The organism is Streptomyces sp. NPDC018045 (assembly GCF_044327445.1).
Classification (GTDB): Bacteria; Actinomycetota; Actinomycetes; order Streptomycetales; family Streptomycetaceae; genus Streptomyces.
In genome coordinates, this window is record NZ_JBIRFL010000041.1 from 14,160 (window position 1) to 36,083 (window position 21,924).

The following is a 21,924-nucleotide window of genomic DNA, read 5'->3' on the forward strand; positions in this document are numbered from 1 at the left end:
GGCACCTCGCGACCGACAATCATGACGGTGGGGGCCGCAGGGAGGGGAGCAGGCATGGTTTCGCGGCGGGATTTGATCCGGCGTCGGCGGCGTGACGGGTTTGTGGGCCGACGCAGCGAGTTGTCGGTCTTCCGGGAGAGTCTGGAGTGCTCGCCGGAGGATGAGGCGGCGGACTTCTTCTTTCATGTGCGCGGGCCGGGGGGTGTGGGCAAGACGACGCTGGTGCGGCGGTGGGAGGCGATCGCCAGCGAGCACGGTGCGGCCACGGCGTACGTGGGCGATGCGGTCGCCGACGCCGTGGAGGTGATGGAGGCCATCACCGGTCAGTTGGCGCGGCAGGGGCACGGGACGAAGGAGTTCGGCAAGGCGCTGAGTGCCTACCGGCAACGGTGCCATGAGGCCGAAGCCGCAACCGCGGTCCCGCAGGGCGACGGTGCGCCGCAGGGGGCCATCAGCGGTGAGCCGCCGGAACCTGGGCCGTCGCCGGGGAGCATGGTGGTCTCGCAGGTCGGGCTGGCGGGACTGGGCATGATGCCGGGCGCGGGGCCGTTCGTCGGGGCGGTGGACCCCGCTCAGGTGGCGCTCGGCGCCGACCGGGTCCGGGCGGCGTTCGCGGCCCGCTTCCGTAACCGCGACGACGCCCAGATGGTGCTCTCTCCGCTTCAGGTGCTGACGCCGCTGTTCGTGCGGGCCGTCGAAGAGGCGGCTCAGCGGGCAGGGCGGGTGGTGCTGTTCTTCGACACCTACGAGTACACCGGCGCGTTCCTGGACGTGTGGCTGCGGGATGTCCTCATCGAGGCGCGGTACGGGGAACTGCCTGTCGGCGTGATGGTCGTCGCGGCCGGGCAAAGCCGCCTGTCCTCCACCATCTGGAGCGACCACCTGGACCTGGTGCACGAACTGGAACTTGAGATCTTCACCGAGGCCGAAGCACGCCAGCTCCTGGCCGCCCGGGAGATTCGTGATAATCAGGTCATCGAGGTGATCCTGCGGCTGTCCGGGCGGCTGCCGGTGCTGGTGCACCTGCTGGCCGAGGCCCGCCCGGCCACCGCCGAAGATGTCGGAGACCCCAGCGGCACAGCCGTCGAACGGTTCCTGCGCTGGGAGAACGACCCGGCCCGCCGTGCCGCGGCCTTGGCGTGCGCGCTGCCGCTGGAACTGGACGAAGACATCTGCCGACTGCTCACGGGTGAGGAAGACGGGGCAGATATTTTCGGCTGGCTGCGCGGCCGGCCGTTCGTCACCGACCTGTCCGGCCGCTGCCGCTACCACGACGTCGTACGCGACACCATGCTCCGCCTGCAACGCACGCAGTCCCCCCGGCAATGGCAGCAGCAGCACACCCTCCTGGCCGGCGCCTACGCCCAGCGACGCCAGCACGAGGAAGAGGGGGACGACCGTGTGCCGGAGCAGTGGTGGGACAGCCAGCAATGGCGTGAATACCGGCTGCGCGAGATCTATCACCGGTTGTGCGCACATCCGCACCGGGCCTTGCCCGCTGCCCTCGCCGAAACCCTGCACGCTTACGCCCACAGCACCGCGACGCTGCGCCGCTGGGCCCAGATCCTGCAGCAAGCCGGCCACGACACTGACGCTCCCGCCCTGGGCCGGTGGGGCCGGGACTTCGTGGCCGCCCTGGAAGCTGAACCCAACAGCATCGTCAGCATGCTCACCCGCATACTCATCAGTGCCGGGCTCAGCCCGGACGGTCGTGCCTTGGCCTATGCCCTGCGCGGCCGCGAACGACGTGCTGCTGGGGACATGGAGGCTGCGCTGGCCGACTACACAGCCGCGCTAGACCTCGCCCCGCGCCTGGGCAGTGCCTATGAAGGCCGGGGCAACACGTATTTCCTTACACGACGCCATGACGAAGCCCTCGCCGACTACACCCGCGCCATCGAACTCAACCCCGACAACCCCTGGCCCCACATCCAACGCGGCGACACGTATGAAGCGATGGACCGCTACGACGACGCCCTCACCGACTACACCCGCGCCATCGAACTCAACCCCGACAACCCCTGGGCCCACACCCAGCGCGGCTTTACTTATGAGTTGATGGACCGCTACGACGACGCCCTCACCGACTACACCCGCGCCATCGAACTCAACCCCGACAACCCCTGGGCCCACACCCAGCGCGGCACCGCCTACCGGTTGATGAGCCGCTGCGACGACGCCCTCACCGACTACACCCGCGCCATCGAACTCAACCCCGACGACGCCTGGATCCGCATCCAGCGCGGCATCACCTACTGGTCGATGGGCCGCTGCGACGACGCCCTCACCGACTACACCCGCGCCATCGAACTCGACCCCGACACCCCCTGGGCCCACACCCAGCGCGGCGACATCTACCGGTTGATGGACCGCTACGACGACGCCCTCACCGACTACACCCGCGCCATCGAACTCAAGCCCAGCTATGCCCGGGCTCACGCCCAGCGCGGCCGCACCTTTCAGATGACGGGCCGCTGCGACGACGCCCTCACCGACCTCACCCGCGCCATCGAACTCGACCCCGGCACCCCCTGGGCCCATATCCACCGCGGCGACACGTATGAAGCGATGGGCCGCTACGACGACGCCCTCACCGACTACACCCGCGCCATCGAACTCGACCCCGACGACGCCTGGGCCTACACCCGGCGCGGCGGCACATATGAAGCGATGGGCCGCTACGACGACGCCCTCACCGACCTCACCCGCGCCATCGAACTCGCCCCCGACACCCCCTGGGCCCACATCCACCGCGGCAGGCTCTACCGGCTCATGGGCCGTTACGAGGCCGCCCTCAGCGAGCTGGCGGCGGGCATGGAACTGGACCCCTGCGATGCTTGGGGCCCTTTCGAGTTGGCGATGGTGCGGCGCCTGCTGGCGCAGCCTGGCTGGGAGTCCGAGTTGGGCCGCGCCGAGGAACTGCAAAGCGTTGCCGCAACCGGCGGCTCCCTCAACCGTAGGGATGAACTGGGCGGTCTGTTCCTCATCCAGTGCACCCGCCAGAACTGGGCGAAAGCCCAGCAGACGTTGGCCAGCTTTCTTCGCGCCGGTCCGCCCGATGCCCATCTGCGGGAGATATCGAAGGATCTGGAAGAGATCGCGAACGTCTTCGCTCTCCCAGCCGACGCCATGCGCTCCCTGCACGACACCATCCATCGAGCCCTGCCGGAGTAGCGGTACGCAGCCCTGCGATGTCACCGCCAGTACTGGCTGGTCAAGGAGATCGGCCGGGTCAGCGGCTGCAAGATGGTGCGCGAGTCCTGCTTGCTCGACAGCCCGCTTGTCGTGCGGAACGGTGGCCGTCGAGGGGGCACTCTGCCACCGGAGTTCGAGAGAGCCTGCCCACGACGGTCTGCTTCTCCGGCTCAGGGCGTATCAGCGTCCGCGGGAGGAGGCAGCTTACGCAGCACCGCCTCCGGGCGGCAGATCACACATGTGGTGGCCACCTCCGGGCCCTGGGCCAGGAGCCGGAGGGCGTCGGCGTCGGTGGCCAGGCGGCCGCCTTCGGACCCCGCGGCGCAGTCTAGGCGGTGCACCAGGCGCCGTCCGTCCCGCGTCAGGTCGACGCGCCAGCGGGTGCGCTTCTCCGGCGGCGGAGGATCAAGGATGGTGTAGTTCTGGCCCTCGATGGGCTGCACGATGCCGTACGGAGCGATGAAAGTCACGACGTGTGGCTGCTGGATGGGACCGCGCGGAGCGTCCACACGGCCGGGCAGTGTGAGCTCGCACTCGTACCACCAGGTGCCGGACCGGTCGCGCCATCGTCGGGTGACCACGGCCCGGACCGCCTGCCCGTCCGGCAACGCCACCTCCACCAAGGGCCCGTCGCCCCAGTGCGCCGCCGACTCGCCGTACTCCTCCACAACCCGACCCTAGGACGACCACCCAGCCCACCCCGCACGGACACCCACGCAGGTCGACTCGGTCATTAGGGCAGGATCAGCGCGCTTCGTTCCCCGGCAAGACGAACGAGCACGGCGGGCCCGGGCCGGCGGCGGCCAGATGCCGGTGCCGACGCCAGCCCGGCCCGCCTACGCCTCCGGACCGCTCGCTTCGTCGTCCTCGTCATAGTCCGGCATCGGCAAGGGCTCAGCCTCCCGCATCAGCTCCGCCGTCCAGAACCGCTCCACCGCAGCGGGATCCTGCGCGGCCGGAGAGGTCACGGTGGGCTCGTCGACCGCAGCATCCTCCGCCGGCTCGGCAGAGGCGCGGAAGCCGTCCGGCCAGCTGCGGGCGAAGCGCTGCAGGGCGCGCCGCTGTTCCTCTTCCCGCGCGATCTGGCGGGCCAGGGCCGTGCGGTCGACGTGCGGGGCGACGGCGGCGAGGACCAGGCGCTGCAGTTCGTCCGGGTCCAGGGCTTCGACCTCCCACTGCACCGAGCGGGGCGGCATCGAGGCCGTGGCGGCGGGCGAAGGCCGGCCAGGCGGATCGCCGCGTTTGCCCTCCGCCGGGGACAGGTCGTAGGCGAGAACCTGCCCGTAGGTGAGGGCGACGCGTTCGACCGTGGACCAGCAGCCGGTACGGGCGACGAAGTCGCGCTCGATGTCCTCCCCCGACGCATCACAGTCCCCGAAGTACCGCCTGCACCGCGCGCACCAAGGTGTCGAGGGTTTTGCCGTGCTGCAGGGCCGACGGTCGCCTGCTCCGCCATCAGTTCCTGGGCAGTGGCGTGCGGCTCTCCGCCCTTTCGCACGGCGGCCCCCTCGCAGCACTGCGCGACGGGCTCATCCCGTGACGACGTCGTTGTCCGCCGGCTGGGTCTGCGGGTCCTCTTCCGCCGTCCGGTGGTCTGGGGCGAGCACGGTGCGCAGCGAGGCGTCCCCGAAGACCTCGTCACCATCGGCGGGCGGCATCGGCAAGGCGTCGGATTCCCGCGGTAGCGGATGGCCGCCCACACGGAGTTCGACCTCAAGGCGTTGTGAACGCTCGTCAACGATGCGGTCGACCGTGCTCTTGGACCAGTAGACGAGGCCGCCGATCTTCCGGTCGTGCGGAGGGAACCGCCCTGAGCTGACCGCACTGTGCAAAGAATCCCTGGTCAGGGTCATGAGCCGGGCGACCTGATCGCTGTTCAGCAGGAGGCCGAACTCCGGGTCGTGCACGGCGGTGTTCAGCCGTGCAGGATCGGTGCCCCGCCTACGGGGCGAACCCATCTGACGCCTGATCGCTCCCGTCACCGCCGTGCCTCCCCCGGCCGGGGCGTGGCGCGCCGGACGCGGCAGTCCTGCAGCACAGGAAGCAGCCCTACAGCAGCGGGAAGGACCTCCTGGACGGGCACGACGTGGTTGAGGGCGGTCAGCAGCAGGACCACAACGATGACGATGACGCAGGGGTGCCGACGCCACGACGTTGCCCCGCAGGTGCCGCGGACAGCAGACGGATCAGCGAGCATGGATGCTTCCCGGAACGAGTAGCGCGGCGGTCGCGCTGACCGGCAGTCAACCGGGCTCCCGTCAAGGGGAAAAGACAGGAGTAACTAGCTTGGTCATGACCGGTTTTCCGACATAAATTGGCATACCAGGAGATTCGGACGGTTCTTCATTCCCGTCGTCGCCTCCCCTCAGCCCCCCAAGGCCATCCGCCGACGATCAACGGCCCACCGGACGACGCCGAACCGGAATAGGCGTACGGGCCGCACGGGAAGAACGGAACCCCGTCCCGGACATGACCGGCCGGGACAGGGCATCGCATGAGGGACGGGAAGGGACCCGTGGAGACCGTCCAGGAGGCCGTACGGACGCTCCATGAGGGCACTGGACTGGAGTGGACGCCCGGGCAGGAGACGCAGATCCGGGCCTTCGTGGGGCAGATCCACAAGGTACGGGCCCAGAACCGGCCGGGCGGCGGCTGGTGGCGCCGACGGCGCCAGTGGTGGGCCCAGCAACGGTTGGCCGACCTGAGATGGCCTGGCCAGCGAACCGGAGCTGCTGAACGAGGCCGAGCTGCGGCACTGCCAAGAGCCACGCGGCGGTGGAGCTGTTGCTGGAGTTCGCCGGCAGCGCGATGAAGCAGGCCGCCACCGCGAAGGCGCTCACCCGGGTGGAAACGCTGCACGCCGCGAGGATGCGTGAACGGGTACGGCTGCTACAGGTCGAACTCGAGGTGCTCAATGTCCGTGAACCGGGCCTCCTCCAGAGAGCCGGCGCAGCGGCCGCCGTCCTGGAAGTACACCTCCTTGAGCGCTTCGGCCGCGATCTCCTGGAGCCGGACGTCGCTGGCACCCTGGGGCACGGTCTTCCAGCTTGACCGCCACGATCTCCTCGACCTGCTCACGGTAGTGATCACGCAGATCCTCCTCATCCAGCGGCCCGTAACTGTCCATCAGCGCCTCGGCGGCCTGGTGCCGGGCATGCGGGCGTCGAGGGTGTGCTGGGCAGCGCCCAGGTGGTAGGCGAGGACGGCCGGATCGAGTCCGGTCAGGTCCGCGGCGTGGTGCGGGGGCAGGTGTTGCAGGTGCAGGAGGAGGGCGTCGGCCTGGCGGGCGGGCAGCAGGGTGTACAGGGTGCGGGCTGCGGTGGGTGGGGCGTTGGTCTGGCGGCGGGCCTGGATGTCGATGCTCGCTGCGAGGGTCTGCCAGGCGTGGCGGGCCGGGTGCCGGCTGCTGAGGACGCGGCGCCAGTTGGTGGCCAGGGTGCCCAGGGCGTCTTCGACGGCGCGCTCGGCTGCACTCTGCTCGCCCAGGCGCAGTAGGGCATGGCGGTGGTAGGCGGTGTGGCGCAGTTGGCAGAAGGCGAGGAAGTCCAGCGGCAGGCGGATGCTGACGGGCACGTTGGTGGGCGGTTGGGTGGCGAGTGGGTTGGCGGGCATGTCGTCTCCCCGGGGACGAGCGAGTGCGGCCGGTGGCCTGGGTGGTTATCCGAAGGCGCTGGCGGGCAGGCCGACGAGGCGGCGGTTGCGGGCGGGTGCGAGTGAAGGGGGTGTGGGGTTGGCTGCGTTCCACAGGGGGCGCAGGGTGTCGGGCCGGCCGTCGAGGGCCAGGACGAGGCGGCCGAGCGCGGGCCAGTCGGGCAGGTACTGGCCGTGGAAGACATCGGTGATCTGACCTTCGGTCAGGGAGCCCTGGCACTGGGTGTGCAGGAGGTAGGGGTCGGGTCGGCCGGCGGACAGGTGCAGGCCGCGCAGGGCGGCGTGCAGGGCGCCGACTGCGTCTTCGGAGGTGATCTTGGCGGACGGCGTCACGCCGCGTGCGGCGCGCCACAGGGTGCGCAGGGCTGCGGGGTCGCCGTCGCAGGCCAGGGTGATACGGCGGGCCACGGACCATGAGGGAACGCGTTCTCCGGACAGCACGCGGGAGACGTAGGAGGCCGAGATCCTGGCGTTCTGAGCGATGTCGCGGACCGGTTTGGTGCTGCCGCGCTGCAGGTGGGACAGGGCGTTGGCGAACTGCTGGACGCTGCTGAGCCCTCCGGCCCCGCCGCTCTCCTCGTCACCGGGCGGCTGGCGGCCGGGGGGCGCGCCGTCAGCCCCCCGCTGACGCGGCACCGCGGCCGGGCCGGCCGGCTCCGGCGGGTCGGCCGCGGCGAGGGCCTTGAACCGCTGGAGCTTGCTCTCGACGGAGGCGCGGCTCCACTTGCGGCTGGCCGTGGAACCGCTGATGCCCGCGGCCTGGCCGATGGTCTCCCAGCTGACGCCCTCGGCGCGCATCTGCAGGACCGCGAGCGCGTCGTAGATCTCCAGATGCTTGCGGGCCCGCGCGGAGCGGGGCAGGTTCTGCCCCGGATCGGGTGCGGCGGTGTACTCGGCGTCCAGCAGCGTGCCGGTGATGCGGTGCACCGTCTGAAGCACTTCGTAGCGCTCCTGCCCGGTCTGGATGTCCTTGCCCGGGGTGCGCTTGCGGCGCTGGCAGGCGCGCGAGCAGTACAGCCGGCGCCGGCCGCGGCCCGCGTAGGTGAGGCCCTTGCCGCACTGGCGGCAGGTGTCAGCAGCGGTCATCAGGTGCCCCTTCCGGGGGATGCGGCAGGGGATTTACCGCCGCCCGCCGTGCGGATCGGCCGCGCACGGGGCGCATTTTCGTCCCCTGACAGACAGGGATTCGCCGTCGCTCCGGAATGAAGAGACGACCGGTGCCCCGCCGGGCCCGAAGCTGGGGCCCGGCGCGGCGATGCGGGCCGCAGGTGCCCGCGGGCGGCTTAGGACAGGCGAACCCGCAGGTAGTTCACGTGAAGGTCGCGGCCGGCGGCAAGCCACGGCCGCGGACGCCGTGACCGCAGCCGCGGCGGGCGGAGCCTGCTGGATGAGGATCAGGGGCAGACTCAGCAGCGACAGGAACGCGGCGGCGGTGCCGGTGACTGCAAAAACACTCGCCGCCTTCGTTTCTAAGCCGCCCGGCTGCGGCATGCTAGCTTCGGCATTATGGAAGCGGCCCGCAGAAGGCGGCTTCGGACAAGGGTCAGGACGCATGGCTGTAGCGCTCCTTGATCTGCACAGGATGATGGAGCCCCCGGGGCTGGTTGGCCGCCGCCCGGGGGTTTCGTTCTGCGGCGACGCTACGCCGACTCCAGGGCGGCACGTCACCGCTACCGTGTGTTATCTCCAGGGTGTGCCCAGCCACGGCGGAAAACACCGCACACGGCCCACCAGTACGATCAAATACCGCCAGAACCAGGCGCCGAACACGCCCAGGCGGTCGCCGCCGAACCTGGGGTTCCGCGGCCCGACCCCGCCTGCACCTGGTCTTCACGGCCCTGTCGTGCCAGCTTCAACGACTTTCACAGGCAGTGGTCACGGCTTCACTTAAATGCCCTGCGGCACCGCGCGCGTCCGGCGAAGCGCCCTGCGCCGAGCCGCGCTACCTACCTGAAACCAGCCCGCAGCAGCCCCGCCCACTCAGCGTCCCAGGCTGACAGCACCTTCGCGCCCCCGGATCCGCCACCGCACCGTACGGTCCAGGTCGGCTCTCAGCAGCGCTGGCCTCGCAACCACTCTGATCATCACGTCCGCCACCGCAAGCCTGCCCGGGCTTTCGCCAGCGTTGCCGCGTTGACGCCGTGGCAGAGTCCTCCTCATGAGATCCCGAGCCCGTTACCTTGCTGCGGGCGCCCTCTTGGGCGCCGTCCTGCCCCTGACCGCCTGCGGCCAGCAGCACGTCGGTCCGACGACCACCGGGCCCTCCCCCGCCCCGAGCCCCTCGACCGCTCCTTCCCTCACCGGGCCCGCACGAGGCAACGTGGAACCCGACTCCCACGACGGCGCCCCGCACTACCGCGAGAACAACGGCTTCAAAGCTTCCCGTGAGATGTCTCCCGCCAGTGAAGAAGCCGCACGGAAGGAAGCCGCCCGCATCGAGCCCGTCCTCCGACATCTGTGGAAGGACCACATGTGGGGCCCGGACAGCGTGCGCGCGGCGCTGCTGCGCCTCGGCTACCGAACCGGCGACGGCCTGCAGCCCGGGACACTCGTCGTGAGCGGCATGGGTGAACGGCACATCCTCACCCAGACCGCCCCGGTCACCCCGGAGGGCGCAGCGCCCTCTTCGCCCTCCGGGTGCGCAAGGATGCCTGCGTGCATGGCGCCGTGAAGCCCTCCGGCAGCCAGCTGGAGGTCAGCGGCCCGTTCCTGGAGACCGGCTGCTTCGAACCACGCGGCGGCCACTGACAGGCACACAGCTGCGAGCGCCGGGGCAGCAGGCGGCGGCCAGCAGGCACGCGGCCGCCGCGGGAGCTGGGGGTGCTGATCGAGCGCGCACACTTCGACGACGGCCGACCGGTGGAGACCGCAGACATCCTGACCACGGCCGAGCGCTGGGACATCACCTACGGCTTCTCGCTGGAGCCGGTGGTGCGTCCCTGACCGGCGGAATGCGGCACCGAGTGTTCTCCGGCGGCGGGTCACTACAGCCCGGTGTCCCCACGGCGGAAACAGGGCCCGCCGGCCCGAGCGGTGTGACGACATTCAACTCCAGCTGCGCCAAGCTATACAGGCCAGCAGAGGAAGTCCGGTCACTACGAGATGGGTGATGCTCGTCTTCCAGAGTCGGAACAGTGCGGCGAGCGCGCAGCCCCCTCCGGTGATCAGTGTGGTGATGACGAGAATGTTGTGCTGGTAGGTTTCGCGCTGGTGCGTGTCATGGGCGCTCGGAGCGCCGATGCTCAGCCCGGACATCACATACGCAGAGGCCAGCAGCGCCACGATCACCACGTCGACTACGGCCACGACGACAGCTACCGGTACGTCGCTTTGGCGGGGTTCTTTCATTCTTCCCATCATCCTGTACGAAAAGGCCGGGGCCTGGGTAGGTGAGCATCTACCCAGGTCCCGGCTGGTTATCGGCTGTCAGCCCGTGCCTTGGAGCGTGTGCTCCAGGCTGTCGGCATACAGCCGGGCACCCGCGGGCTTGGGGTGGAACGACTGCATCGACGGTGCAATACCGTCATTGTCCGCCTTGGATTTCCCGCTGACTACGATGCCGTGCACGGTCTCCGGGTCTCCGCAGATCGTCTTGCCGTCAAATTCGTCACGCGGGTCGGAGAACACTGCCCACGAACCGGCGTCCTGTGTTGCGCCCTTCATCTCCGCCGCAAGGTTGTCGGCCATGACGTTGAGCCACTCGCCCTCCGACTTCTCCATGTTAAGGACGCATGTTCCCGGGTATGGCGCCCCCTTCGTCGCGGACAGCAGGCGCGGGTAGCCCATGAGGACGACCTTTGCCTTCGGTGCCCTGGTGTGGATCGCGTTGAGAGTTTTCACGATCTGAGGGCGTACGGAGTTGTGCAACCACTTCGGCGCCCAGTCCTTCAGCGGCCCGGTGTCCCCTCCGGTGTCTTTGCCGTTGGTCGGGTCGATGTTGCCCATGGAGTTGCCGTCGCAGTTCGTCAGCGCGGGAAGAACGCACTTCTGGACGATGTCCGAGAACCGGGCGTCGTTCCCGCCGATGCTCATCGTGACCAGCGTGGTGTTGTTGTCGAGGTAACCGGAGTCGATTTGCGACGCCTCGCCGGACTGCTCCTGGAACATGTCGTAGGTGCGGGCGCCGGAGCAGGCCACGAAATGGTAGTCCATCTCTGGATCGAAGCTGTCGGCCATCTCACCGATGGACTTCGAGTAGCCGGGCAGAGAAGCCTGCCGCGACCAGGCCAGCTTCGAGCGATGGCACTTGTCCGTGGTCGTATCGCTCAGCTTGCTGAAGTAGTCGGTTTCCGGGAAGTAGTCCTTGCCGCCCGGTGCTGTGGCGCCCTCACCGGAGGAGTAGGAGTCGCCCATGGCGACGACAGAGTTCTTCGGCTTGCCGGACAGGGGCTGGAAGGCGATCGAGCCCCAGGCAATGTCCTCGTCCGCGGTCCCGTCCTTCGTCACGTTCGACAACTCGACCTGCGGAGTTCCCGTGAAGTGGAACGCGCCGAGGCTGACCCAGCCGCCGGCGCGCTGGAGCACGTGGCGCTTTTCGCTGGTGGTGTCGGAGTTGCGGACGACGTAGGCGGCCTGCCGGGTCTGCGCGCCGGTGTCGGGCAGGTGCACCAGCACCCGCGCCCAGTCCAGCTTGTGCCCGAGCGTCCACTGCCCCTTGATCGTCATACGGTTGCCTTCGCCGCCGAGGTTGTCCTCGTTACGGGTGTGCGTGTACCAGAAGTGGCCGCCATGGCCACCGCCGACCGAATGCAGATCGGCTTTTGCCTCATAGTGACCGTCCCAGTCGGGGTAGAAGGTGAACTGGAACGAACCCTTGGAAGACGCCTTCCCGCAGCTGGACCACGTCTCGGTGCCGGCGGGGATGGAGGTGACGACCTCAGTGCCCTTCGGGGCATCGCACACCGGCTCACCGTTCTTCAGCCGGCGGCCGTTGCCGGGCTCGGCGCGCAGAGTTTTGTACTTGATGTTCTCGAATCCACACGTTTTGTCGCAATTATCCTTCCAGGTGGCGTTCTCCTGGTTCCACCAGAACTGCCGGTAGCAGGCCTCGTCCGGGCAGTTGACCGGAGCGCTCGGGTTACAGCTGTTCTTCTCGTTGCAGAAGGTGTCGATCTGCGGGCTGACGCGGGAGCGGTAGGCCTTATCCGTCCACCAGGCGGGCTGGAAGCCGGCGGAGAGGAACCCGGGCTCGCCCTCCCAGTCCTGACGACCGTCGGTGCCGTAGGAGAAGCCCGTGTCGATGGACCAGGCGGCCCAGCCCATCACCTTTTCCTCGTACGGCCAGTCCTGCGGGTGCGCCGCATCACGGATGTTGTTGATGTTGAGGCTGACATCCATGAACGGGTGATCCCAAGCACCCTTTTTGTACATGGGGTTAGCGGGGTTGTTGAACCAGCCCAAGCCCCAGTGGCCGCCGTTCTTCGCGGAGGCCGACTTGGGGTTGAAGCCGAGGTTGTAATTCCAGGCGGCGGTGAACCAGTTCTCCACGCGGGAGGGGTCGTCGTTGTTGACCGTAATCTTCTGACCGTCCTCGTGGACCTCGTTCCACTTGTCGGCGAGGATCTGCATGGAGGCGGCGATGTTGGAGGCGTAGTCGATCGCGATCAGCTTCTGCACCTTCGGGTCGGTGCTGCTCTTCTCCTCCTCCTTCTCATGCCCCGCCAGGCGCATGCCGTCGGTGACCTGGCCCACGCCGTAACCGCAGTCGGACTTCTTCCAGTTAATGCGCCAGTAGCCCAACAGGGTGTCCTTGACGTTGTGGCCGTAGTAACCGTCCACGGCGGCCAGCGGGTTGCCCATCTGGCCGGGGATCGCGCCGGACTCGGCCTGCCACAGGTTGGACTCCTGCGCCAGGATGCCGAGCAGGACGTTGGCGGGAATCCGGCCGCCGCCCTTCAGCTTCGGCAGCGGGAACATCTTCTGCGGGTCGATCGTGCCGAGGCCGGCCTGGCTGCGGTAGCCGCCCTGGCGGAGCCACTGGCTGTGCAGCTCGCCCCGTACGGCCATGTCCACCGCCCATTCGACCTGGTTCGGCGTCGGCTGCAGCGCCTGCGCGCTCATGTCGTTGCGGGAGATGGAGCACCAGCGGTCGGTGTCCCGGGGATCGTGGGAGACGGACGCGGCCGCGCTCGTCATCACCCGCGGCCGGGCGGCGCCGGTCAGGGCCGGCGAGAGACCGTTTCGGGTATGCGGCTGCGCCGCGGCGACTTGCTGCTCGACCTTCTTCCCGGTCGTCGTGGCGGTCGAGGTGACCGTGAGCGGGGTGTCCTGGTCCGCTGTCCCGGGGGCCTTGCCGGAGCGGGCACGCACGCCCGCCTCGGGCTCGCCGGCCTTGTCGAAGCCCTTCCCGGCTGCCTGGATCCGGGTCAGTCCGGCGCGGATGCCGGGGGTGAGGACGGGGTTGACGGCGAGGCGGCCGTGGGAGGAGACGTCGGTGTCGGCCGGCGCATCGATTTTGGTGACGCCACTCCCCTCCGTCTTCGCATCCTTGGTGTCACCGGTCAGAAAGGCGCGGCCCTGCTCGCCGGGTACGAGGTCCAGGTCGCCGAGGCGTCCGGTGGCGATTGTGCGCGGCTTGCCGTGGCCGTCGTACACCTTCGCCTGGGCCGTCTTGGTGTCCTTGCGGTCCACGAAGCCGACGCGGTCACCCGTCATGGGGCGGATGTCGAAGGGGATGCTGTCGCCTGTGGCGAGCCGGCGGGTCTTGCCCTTGCCGTCGATATGGACGAGATCGCGGCCGAGGCCGGCGACCACGCCGTCCTTGACCGGGGCCGCCGAGGAGACCTGCCCTTGCAGCTCACCCGTCGTGGCAGCCGTTTTGCCAGCCGTGTCCACGGTGATCACCTGCGTCTTCACCTTCGACGCGTCGTTCATGTCGCGGTACTGGGTGAAGGCGGCGGTGTGCGCGGCGGTGTTACAGGTGGGGTCGAAGTAGGCGAGGGTGGCGGTGAACGGCAGCTTGGTCACATCGCCTGTCTTCGTGTTCACGATCGCCGTGAACGCACCGCCCTGCATCAGGTCGGGTTTGTTGGTGAACGCGCGGGGCGCGTACACGGCCGCGACGTGATCGCGGTCCATGACGCACTGGTTGCCGATCCAGGAATCGGCGGGCATGCCGGGCTCCGAGAGGGCTGCGACCGTCTTCCACTCGTACGCCCTCGCCTCATCGGCGACGAGAATCCGGTAAGCCTTCGCGTCGGCCGCACCGGTCACGGCCCGGTCGGCGCTCTTCTTCCAGTCCTTGCCGAGATTGGTGTCCGGGTTCGCCACCCGGCCGGAGCGGGCCCCGTCCGACGGCTTCGGATCAGCGGCCACAGTGCGGGCGGGTTGGGACTCGGTGGCGAATGCCTGCGACATCAAAGGGCCGCTCGCGACCATCATGGCCGTAGTGAGGAGCAGCGGTGTCCGCAGGCGCTTCGACACACTATGACGGTGTATCAAAAGGGGCCTAACGTCGTTGTTGGATGAAACAACACCGGCCGTGTGCCCTGGGGAACACGGCACGGCGCAGCCCGCCCGTCCCAACAGCAGGAGCTGGTGGGGCGGGCGGGAGCTTGGTGGGCAGTCAGTCGACCGGCGACAAGAAGGGCGCTGAGGGGGCGGTGGCAGCCAAGTCGGATCAGCGCCGAAGTGCCTCAGCTGGCGGGATGCGGGCAGCGCGCCAGGCGGGGTAGAGGCCGGCGAGTAGGCCCGTGGCTAGCCCCAGCGCGGGGGCGGTGGCCACGGCCAGCGGGGCGATGACCGGTGTCCATTCGCGCAGGGCGGAGACCGTGACGACGGTGACCGTGCCCAGGGAGGTACCGGCCAGGCCGCCGAGGAGTCCGAGTGTGGCCGACTCGGCGAGGAACTGGGCGGTGATGTGGGTGCCCCGGGCCCCCAGCGCCCGGCGCAGGCCGATTTCGGAGGTGCGCTCCATGACGGCGACCAGCGTGGTGTTGGCGATGCCGACCGCGCCGATGACCAGGCAAACCGTGGCAAGCAAGAGGAACAGCTGGTTCAGGTCGCCGGTGACTGCCGAGCGCAGGGCCCGCGGGTCAGGCGGCGGAACGGCCTTGAAGTACTCGGGGTGCTCTGGGCGCAGGGCAGTGGGCGCCTCGCCGGCGACCTGTGCGGCGGCACCGAGGCGAGTGGAGACGAGCATGTGGGCACGTTGGTCACCGGGCGGCCCCCACACCTTTTCAGCGGTGGAGCGAGGGACGAGCACCGACATCAGCAGGTCCGGTTCACGGTCGGCCTCGCCGATGATGCCGACCACGGTGAAGGCGGTGTTACCGATGAACACGGCCGGCCGTGTGCGCAGCGTTGTGATGCCGAGCCGGGCGGCGGTTGTCGCCCCGACCACGGCGACGCGCTGCCGGTTGGTGTCATGGTAGGTGTCGAAGAGGCGGCCCTGGGCGACTCTGGCCTCAGCGGCGCGCAGGAAGCCGGGAGATGCGGCCAGCACACTGGTACGGGTGTCCGCGCTGGTGGCACCGGCCAGTGGCGAGGAGCGAACGGTCTGCTCGACACCGAGCCGTACCTGCCAGCAGACCCCTGCCGCCTCCACGCCGTTGAGCCGTTCGATGCGCCGGTCGGCATCCTGCGGGAAGGCCAGAGGAACCGTGTCGGCATCCCGGCCGCCGGTGTCGTTCACCGCTACTTCGGTAGCCGTCAGCTTGTTGAAGCGGGCATCGATCTGGGAGGCCGCGGTACCGGTCAGGCCGAGGACAGCGATGAACGTTCCGACACCGAGGACGGTGCCCAGTGCGGTCAGGGTCGAGCGGGCCGGGCGCTGCAACACCCCGGCGAGCGCTTCGGCGACCAGGTCGCGAGGCGCCAGCCGGGACCGGCGGACTCTTTCACGTCGGTGGGAGCGGCGGGTCATGCTTGCCCCACAGTCTGTCGGTCGGCCAGGACTCCGTCGTGCAGGACGAGCGTGCGCTCGCCGCGGGCCGCAACCTGGGCATCGTGGGTGATGACGACGAGGGTCATACCGGCTTGGTGGAGTTCGTCCAGGAGGCCCAGGACGGAGGCAGCGGTACCGGAGTCGAGGTTGCCGGTGGGTTCATCGCACAGCAGTAGGGAGGGGCGGGTCACCAGTGCTCTGGCAATGGCCACACGCTGCCGTTCGCCTCCCGACAGGCGGGTGGGCAGAGCGTCGACGCGGTGGCCGAGGCCGACCTGGCGCAAGGCGTGGCGCGCGCGTTCGCGTCGGTCGCGGCGCGGAGCGCGCTGGTAGACCAGGGCCAGTTCCACGTTTTCGGTCGCGCTGCGATGGGCCAGCAGGTGGAAGGACTGAAAGACGAACCCGATGCGGGTGCCGCGCAGCGCGGCGCGTTCCGCATCGGAGACCGCACCGGTGTCGATGCCGTCGAGGCGATAGCAGCCGCTGCTGGGCACATCGAGGAGGCCGGCGATGTTGAGGAAGGTGGATTTGCCCGATCCTGACGGCCCCACCACGGTGACGTATTCGCCCGCCTCGATGCGCACGTCGCAGGGGCGCAGCGCCTGTACCGGCGGCGGGCCGGGGTAGCTCAGCTCGACAGACCGGAACTCGATGACCGGCGGTGCAGCAGCATGGGAAGAAGTGTTCATTCCAGTGACTGCTTCCTGGCGCCTCCGTCCGTTCCCACCACGACCCGGTCTCCGGCCGCCAAGTGCGCTGACGCCTGGGGGATGACCTGTACGAAACCGTCACCGGACATGCCGGTGCGCACCTCGACCCGGTGTTGTGCCCGATCCGGTCCTTGCACCGTGACGGAGGTGCGTCCGTCCGCGCCAGCCGAAATGGCGGCGGACGGCACAGCCAGGACCTTGCCCTTGGACGTCGCTGCTTCGATCGTCAGCCGCACATCCTGCCCGGAGAATGCCTCGGGCAGCGCCCGGTCGGGTTTGACGGTGACGGCATAGCCTCCCTGGTCCGGGGCCCCGTCCTTCTTGGCCTCCGCGGGGGCGTCTGCCACCGATACCACCGAACCGGTGGCCTGTTCTCCGGAGACCTCCGAGAAGATCTCCACCTTCTGTCCTGCGTGGACGAGCCCCTTCTCGTGCGCGGCGACGAAACCGCGCACGCCCAGCCGTCCTGCCGACAGTGTCAGCAGCTTGTCGCCGGCTTCCTTGCCGACCACTGCGTTGACCGCATCGGTGCGCAGCGGCCCGGAGCTGAGGAAGACCACTTCTGCCGACGGGACCACCGGCCCTGATGCGGCCGTACGGGGTGTGGGCGGTGTTTTCTCCCCCGTCTCCGTCCCGGACGGCTGGGCCCGCACCGATGCGGAAAGCGGGGCGTAGCCGCGCGACTGGTACAAGGCTGTCACGGCCTGTTCGGTACCGGCGCCGAAGGTGCCCCTGCGGTCGGCCCCGATGCCGTGTCCCAGCTCCGTCAGTGCCTTCTGGAGTTGTGCCACGTCGTCACCTTGAGATCCTCGCTGCAAGTCCCGGTACGAGGGCAGGTCGCCCCGGAGGGCGATGAGCGGCCGGCCCGAGACCTCAAGGAGAACCTGTCCGAAGGACAGGGACGCGCCCTTCTTCGTGCGCACCTTGGTCACGACCGACCGGGCGATGCTCTTGTCCGATGGGCCACCGGGCGAAACGGTGACAGTCTGAGCGGCTGTCACCGACCCGCGGGTGACCAAGGTGTCGGACAGGACCCGGTGCTCGACAGGCGCGGTCAGTACATCCTGCGGCGGGGCGGCTTTCTCGGCGGCTGCCTGGGCCGGAGACTTGATGAACACGGTGGCGCCCAGGCCTCCGGCCGCCAGTCCGATCGTGCCGACCAGCAGGCCCCCCAGCACGCGACGGCGCCGGGCCATACCGTGATGGGTGCCCGGCGCCGGGCGTCCCTTGTGTCGCCTGGGTTCACCGTCCGGTGAGGCCAAGGTTTACTCCATCGCGCATATCCTGAGCTGCCTGGGCGATCACGGCTGCATGCTTCCGGCAGCCTTCTTGATCCCCAAGCTTCGTGGGCCGGCTGGTGCAGTTCAGCTCGGCGTACTGGGCCGCGGCCTCACGTGTCGACATCGCGACCTTGCGCAGAGTGCCGAACCCCTGCTTGCCCTTGACTTCGCTAAGCGCCGTCTCGGCGAGAGCCGAAGCGTCCTTGGCCATGGCCGCACACGCGGGCGTGAACAGGGTCGCCTGCGCCGGGCTGCACGGCGACTTGCTGCCCTCTCCATGGGCGGAGGCCAGCTTGTCGAGAGCAGGGGTCAGGGCCTGCTGAACGCGCTCTGCCTCAACTCCTGCCGAAGCGGTGGAGGGGGCGGGAGAACTCGCCGAGGAGGCTCGTGGCGATGACGAGCCGGGGGAGGCTGTCGAAGTAGGAGGCGACGAGGTGTCGCAAGCAACGAGGCACGCCGCCAGGGCGGCCACGGTCCAGACGTAGCGTTTCAACGGGAATTCTCCAATACCTTGGCGGCGGCACCCAAGGAGGCGCTCATATGCTTTTTCTCTGCGACGAGTGCTTCCTCGTGCTCAGCGATCATTTTTTCCTGGATCCTGGATTCCACGTCGTGCCAGGCGTCCAGAAGATCGACATCCTTCTTGCACTCCACATCGGCGACCGCCAGAGCGATTTCTTTTCGGTCGGCTTTTTCCCCTGATGCTGAATCCGCGGCGTCCGGGGGCGACGCATAGCGGTACCCCTTCTTCTTCATGCACGAAGCCCACGAGTCGAAGAGACGCTTCACGTCCGGGTCCGCAAGGGACTTGACGTAGCTTTTAGTATTGATCTCATTGGCTAGCGCATGCTCTGTGTCAGTTCCCAGTTCGCGCCTGGCCTCGCCTGAGCAGCCGCCTGCGGGAATGGGCGTGCCGTTGACCTTGTCGCCTTTGTGTACGCCGCTTGCGGGATCGGCATCGCCGATAAAGACACGGTCCTCGGCCTCGCTCATTTCCTGCGCAGGGGCAGCGGGCCCCTTCGAGGTTCCAGCCGGCGCCGGCAAGTGATAGCCGTTGCTCTTGGCGGTCTGCAGATCAGCTACTCCGTAACGGCGCTCCCTGTTGGCAGCACTGCTGTGCTGCGTTCCCGTGGCCGCGAAGTCGGGCCCGGTGTAGTCGAACCCGAAGCGCTTCATGCATTGCGCGATCAGTACCTTGCTCGCCTGCAGCAGCTGCTTCTCTTGAGAGGTGTCGACCAGGTACTTCTCAATGGGCAAAGAGCGCACAGGAAGCGCTTTGTCTCCTCCGCTCGGCGCAGCGGCACCGCCTTCCTGATTGCCGCAGCCAGTGATGATGCTCAATGCAACCACTGTGGCCAGTGCGGCGCCCGCCGGTCGGCGGGCTGGATTCAGCCTGCCGACCGGGCGTCCGCCGGCCTGTCGATTCAGAACCGGAGGCATTTTCAGTGACGCGCCTGCGAAGCGTTGTTGTTGTAGGTGTTGTTCAGGTTGCCGAACCACTGCCGGGAGCCGGAGTAGCCGTAAGGGGGCCATGCGTCGAACGGCCCTGCATAGCCGCTGTTGACGTAAACGTAGTACCCCATGTAGGTGTCGTAATTGTAGACAGAGGCAACAGCGTTCTTGACGTGCTTTCCGCCGCCGGCGCCATTGTTGTTGAACTTGATGCCGGGATCCGCGAGCGGAGCCATAGCGCTTCCGTAGTTGTATACATCCCCCTGGACGCCCACATGAGCGCCCTTGTTGTTGGAGTTGTAGTAAAGGCACAGCGGCCCTGCCGCGCCCCTACTGCAGTTTTGAAGATTGGCCATGGCGTGGGCCGAACCACCAGTAGCAACCACGGCGGCGAAAGCCGTGAAAGCAGCCGCCGCCACGGCAGAAGACTTGAAGCGCATAGCGCCCCCCCTGAGTGCGTGAGTAACAATCAAAAGCATTTCCGTCATCTGACGTAAAGCTCGCACCACCCTACGAGGTGAAGCTCGACATAAGAGGAGCATAAAGGAGCCCAAAACGGACATAGGTGCTGTCGTCTTTTGTGTTGGATGGATCACGGTTGTGCTCACACAGGCATAAAGCGACTACTTCGCCAGGTTCGTCGTGAGCTGTGCTGCTGGACGCCAACGGCAGGGAGATTGCGGTGATGCCGCTCCGAGTCATCGAGGACGCGTACGTCGCGAGCTGCGCCGCCACCAGCAGGTCCTCCGACTCGAACTCGGGCCTCTTCGGGTGCCGCAGGAAGACCGCGGCGCCGATCACCCGACGGCGGCCGCGCAGCGGCGCGAGCGCGCCGCGATGACCGTGCAGCAGCCTGCCCAGTCAGGCAGGGGGGCGCCGCCTGGTGCCGCCGCCGCTGCCGTTCAGCGGGATCAGGGACTCCAGATGAGCGCCCTTGGTCCAGGAACCCAGCAGGTCTCGGTGCAGGGCCACAACGTCCTGACGCACCGCCAGGCCCAGGGCGGCCTTCGTGAACGAGCGGCAGGTGGTGACGAACAAGGCGACATCAGCGCCGTGTTCGGGACGGGCGGTGCCGACGAACTTCTGCATGTCCTGCGAGGACACGCTGCGGTGCGGCGCGTACTTCTTGCACTGGACGACCAGCTTGCGGCCGTCGGCCAGGTAGCCGACGACATCCGCGCCCAGGTCGCCGCTTTTGCCGCTGACGACGACCTTCGTGCAGCCGTCCCGCCGGCACAGATCGGCGACGTACGCCTCGAACTCCTGCCACGACAACGCGTCTACCTCGGCCATCGACAACTCCCGCGACCGGGCCTCCTCCCGCTCCCGCCACGCACGGTCTTGGCCGACCGCGAGACGGTGCGCCCGCCACAGCATCCATCCGGCCCCGCCCACCAGGCCGCGGCGAGCACGGCCACCAGGACGGGCCACACCACCGACCAGTGCCTGGCCGCCCACACCGTGGCGGCCGCTGCCGCCACCGCACCCCAGCCTTGCATCTGCCTACGCGTCCGCTTCTTCAAACGCCGACGCCGTCGACGTGCCGCCATCACTCCCCCGCTCCCCAGCCTCGTGCCCCGCAGTACGCATCCCCGGGAGCCGTCCGGCCCGTACGGGTACGGGGGTTCATCGGCCGGCCTGGGTGATGCCGCTGGCGAGCTGCCCCAGGGCGTTCAGGATGCCCTGGCCTATCGGGGTGGGCGCGATCAGCACGCCCAGCGCCAGGACGATGACCACGGTCACCTTCTCGTCGAAGCGGCTGCGCGACTGCGTACGCCGCCGCAGCCGCACGATGACGATGATCGCGAGCAGCACCGCCAAATTGATGGTCAGCAACCGTCCAGCCCTCCCCCTCTACCGGGCATCAGGTGGGGACGGCCGCACACTGTCCCCACCTTTCCTGTGTAGCCGGACCGCGGAGCGTCGGAAGGAAGATCGTCAGGGAATGGGCACAAAGCCGTCGGATGTGGCCGGATACCGAGCTGCTGGGCGGTCAGACGGCGTGCCCGTGCTCTGCGGCGGGGAGGCGGAGGGTGCCTTGGACGGTGATGGCGGCAGGTCCGGTCAGGGCCAGCGTGCCGTCGTTCGAGGCGGATATGGCGAGGTGTCCGCCGGGGAGGTCGACGCGGTATTCGGCGGCGCCGGTCTGGCCGGTGCGGCGGCGATGGGCGGCGACGGCGGCGCATGCGCCGGTGCCGCAGGCGCGGGTCTCGCTGACGCCCCGTTCGTACACGCGCAGCGCGAGGTGCCTGGGCCCGAGGGCGGTGACGAACTCGACGGTCACGCCGTGGGGGTAGGCGTCAGCTGGGTCGACGGCGGGTGCGGTGCGCAGGTCGCCGGCGTCGGCGAGGTTTTCGGTGAAGACGACGGCGTAGGGGTTGCCCATGTCGACGTGGGTGGCGCGCCAGCTTCGTCCGGCGGTGGTGACGATGATGCGGCTCGGGCCGGGGAAGCGCGGGGTGCCCATGGCCACGGTGACCGGGCCCTCGAGGTCGTGGCGCCGCTCGGGTACATGGACGTGGCGGAGGCCCACGCGGGTGGCGATGGGCAGGGCGCCCGGGTCGCACAGGCCGGTGTCGACGAGGTAGCGGGCCAGGACGCGGATGCCGTTGCCGCACATCTGGCCGAGGCTGCCGTCGGCGTTGCGGTAGTCCATAACGAGTTGGTGCGTGATAGCGGGTGGGACGTGCCGGGCCGCGCGGTCGCTGGTATCAGAGGGGGACGCTGCGGTCGGATACGAGGCCGGCGATGG

At 68.7% G+C, this 21,924-nt stretch carries 20 protein-coding genes and 2 pseudogenes; 4 read left to right on the forward strand and 18 right to left on the reverse strand.

What is annotated here, in order from left to right; translation table 11 throughout:
* Positions 1-102: 102 nt before the first annotated feature.
* Positions 103-3,174, forward strand: a complete 3,072-nt coding sequence (locus ACH4EB_RS36780; protein WP_398352805.1) for a tetratricopeptide repeat protein — start codon at positions 103-105, stop codon at positions 3,172-3,174.
* 191 nt (positions 3,175-3,365) lie between these two features.
* Here ACH4EB_RS36780 and ACH4EB_RS36785 read toward each other — a convergent pair whose 3' ends face one another.
* The 7 genes and pseudogenes from ACH4EB_RS36785 to ACH4EB_RS36815 form a co-directional block, all read right to left on the reverse strand.
* The gene (locus ACH4EB_RS36785) at positions 3,366-3,863 is read right to left on the reverse strand and encodes a DUF6233 domain-containing protein (protein ID WP_398352807.1); all 498 of its coding nucleotides are present in this window, start codon (positions 3,861-3,863) and stop codon (positions 3,366-3,368) included.
* Between the two features lie 168 nt (positions 3,864-4,031).
* Positions 4,032-4,376: a hypothetical protein gene (locus tag ACH4EB_RS36790; RefSeq protein ID WP_398352808.1), complete on the reverse strand. Its 345-nt coding sequence runs from the start codon at positions 4,374-4,376 to the stop codon at positions 4,032-4,034.
* A 348-nt stretch (positions 4,377-4,724) separates the two neighbouring features.
* The gene (locus ACH4EB_RS36795) at positions 4,725-5,153 is read right to left on the reverse strand and encodes a helix-turn-helix transcriptional regulator (RefSeq protein ID WP_398352809.1); all 429 of its coding nucleotides are present in this window, start codon (positions 5,151-5,153) and stop codon (positions 4,725-4,727) included.
* A 20-nt stretch (positions 5,154-5,173) separates the two neighbouring features.
* Complete coding sequence (locus ACH4EB_RS36800; protein ID WP_398352810.1) at positions 5,174-5,392, reverse strand: hypothetical protein; 219 nt, start codon at positions 5,390-5,392, stop codon at positions 5,174-5,176.
* Between the two features lie 692 nt (positions 5,393-6,084).
* Positions 6,085-6,222: pseudogene (locus ACH4EB_RS36805) on the reverse strand (XRE family transcriptional regulator); the annotation flags it as partial.
* Positions 6,223-6,321: 99 nt separating this feature from the next.
* Entirely contained in the window at positions 6,322-6,807 is a 486-nt protein-coding gene (locus tag ACH4EB_RS36810) for a hypothetical protein (protein ID WP_398352811.1), read from the reverse strand.
* Positions 6,808-6,852: 45 nt separating this feature from the next.
* Entirely contained in the window at positions 6,853-7,932 is a 1,080-nt protein-coding gene (locus ACH4EB_RS36815) for a helix-turn-helix domain-containing protein (RefSeq protein WP_398352813.1), read from the reverse strand.
* Between the two features lie 1,072 nt (positions 7,933-9,004).
* Here ACH4EB_RS36815 and ACH4EB_RS36820 point away from each other — a divergent pair.
* Both ACH4EB_RS36820 and ACH4EB_RS36825 read left to right on the forward strand, forming a co-directional pair.
* Positions 9,005-9,517 carry a hypothetical protein gene (locus ACH4EB_RS36820; RefSeq protein WP_398352815.1) on the forward strand — a complete coding sequence of 171 codons (513 nt, stop codon included), beginning with the start codon at positions 9,005-9,007 and terminating at the stop codon, positions 9,515-9,517.
* A 149-nt stretch (positions 9,518-9,666) separates the two neighbouring features.
* Positions 9,667-9,789 (forward strand): hypothetical protein, encoded by a 123-nt coding sequence (locus ACH4EB_RS36825; RefSeq protein ID WP_398352817.1) that lies wholly within the window; start codon positions 9,667-9,669, stop codon positions 9,787-9,789.
* Positions 9,790-9,891: 102 nt separating this feature from the next.
* Here ACH4EB_RS36825 and ACH4EB_RS36830 read toward each other — a convergent pair whose 3' ends face one another.
* The 8 genes from ACH4EB_RS36830 to ACH4EB_RS36865 all read right to left on the reverse strand — a co-directional run bounded on the left by ACH4EB_RS36830 (position 9,892) and on the right by ACH4EB_RS36865 (position 19,612).
* The gene (locus tag ACH4EB_RS36830) at positions 9,892-10,194 is read right to left on the reverse strand and encodes a hypothetical protein (RefSeq protein WP_398352818.1); all 303 of its coding nucleotides are present in this window, start codon (positions 10,192-10,194) and stop codon (positions 9,892-9,894) included.
* A gap of 78 nt (positions 10,195-10,272) precedes the next feature.
* On the reverse strand, positions 10,273-14,370 hold the full coding sequence (locus ACH4EB_RS36835; protein ID WP_398352819.1) for an SGNH/GDSL hydrolase family protein: 4,098 nt from the start codon (positions 14,368-14,370) through the stop codon (positions 10,273-10,275).
* A gap of 94 nt (positions 14,371-14,464) precedes the next feature.
* A complete protein-coding gene (locus ACH4EB_RS36840; protein WP_398352821.1) occupies positions 14,465-15,709 on the reverse strand; it encodes an ABC transporter permease in 1,245 nt (414 codons plus the stop codon).
* Positions 15,706-16,419, reverse strand: a complete 714-nt coding sequence (locus ACH4EB_RS36845; protein ID WP_060727573.1) for an ABC transporter ATP-binding protein — start codon at positions 16,417-16,419, stop codon at positions 15,706-15,708. The genes ACH4EB_RS36840 and ACH4EB_RS36845 overlap by 4 nt, the downstream gene beginning before the upstream one ends.
* The gene (locus tag ACH4EB_RS36850) at positions 16,416-17,636 is read right to left on the reverse strand and encodes a peptidoglycan-binding protein (protein WP_398352823.1); all 1,221 of its coding nucleotides are present in this window, start codon (positions 17,634-17,636) and stop codon (positions 16,416-16,418) included. Before ACH4EB_RS36850 ends, ACH4EB_RS36845 begins: the two co-directional genes overlap by 4 nt.
* Positions 17,637-17,682: 46 nt before the next feature.
* Positions 17,683-17,931 carry a hypothetical protein gene (locus ACH4EB_RS36855; RefSeq protein ID WP_398352825.1) on the reverse strand — a complete coding sequence of 83 codons (249 nt, stop codon included), beginning with the start codon at positions 17,929-17,931 and terminating at the stop codon, positions 17,683-17,685.
* A gap of 278 nt (positions 17,932-18,209) precedes the next feature.
* Complete coding sequence (locus ACH4EB_RS36860; protein WP_398352826.1) at positions 18,210-19,061, reverse strand: hypothetical protein; 852 nt, start codon at positions 19,059-19,061, stop codon at positions 18,210-18,212.
* Between the two features lie 101 nt (positions 19,062-19,162).
* Complete coding sequence (locus tag ACH4EB_RS36865) at positions 19,163-19,612, reverse strand: hypothetical protein (RefSeq protein ID WP_398352827.1); 450 nt, start codon at positions 19,610-19,612, stop codon at positions 19,163-19,165.
* Between the two features lie 245 nt (positions 19,613-19,857).
* Here ACH4EB_RS36865 and ACH4EB_RS36870 point away from each other — a divergent pair, with 245 nt between their 5' ends.
* Positions 19,858-20,013: a hypothetical protein gene (locus ACH4EB_RS36870; protein ID WP_398352829.1), complete on the forward strand. Its 156-nt coding sequence runs from the start codon at positions 19,858-19,860 to the stop codon at positions 20,011-20,013.
* Between the two features lie 20 nt (positions 20,014-20,033).
* Here the strand turns inward: ACH4EB_RS36870 and ACH4EB_RS36875 are convergent.
* From ACH4EB_RS36875 to dapF, 3 genes and pseudogenes are all read right to left on the reverse strand, one after another.
* A pseudogene (locus ACH4EB_RS36875) lies at positions 20,034-20,671 on the reverse strand (restriction endonuclease).
* Between the two features lie 127 nt (positions 20,672-20,798).
* Positions 20,799-21,008 carry a hypothetical protein gene (locus tag ACH4EB_RS36880; protein ID WP_398352830.1) on the reverse strand — a complete coding sequence of 70 codons (210 nt, stop codon included), beginning with the start codon at positions 21,006-21,008 and terminating at the stop codon, positions 20,799-20,801.
* 157 nt (positions 21,009-21,165) lie between these two features.
* Positions 21,166-21,846, reverse strand: a complete 681-nt coding sequence (dapF, locus tag ACH4EB_RS36885) for a diaminopimelate epimerase (RefSeq protein WP_398352831.1) — start codon at positions 21,844-21,846, stop codon at positions 21,166-21,168.
* Positions 21,847-21,924 lie beyond the last annotated feature (78 nt).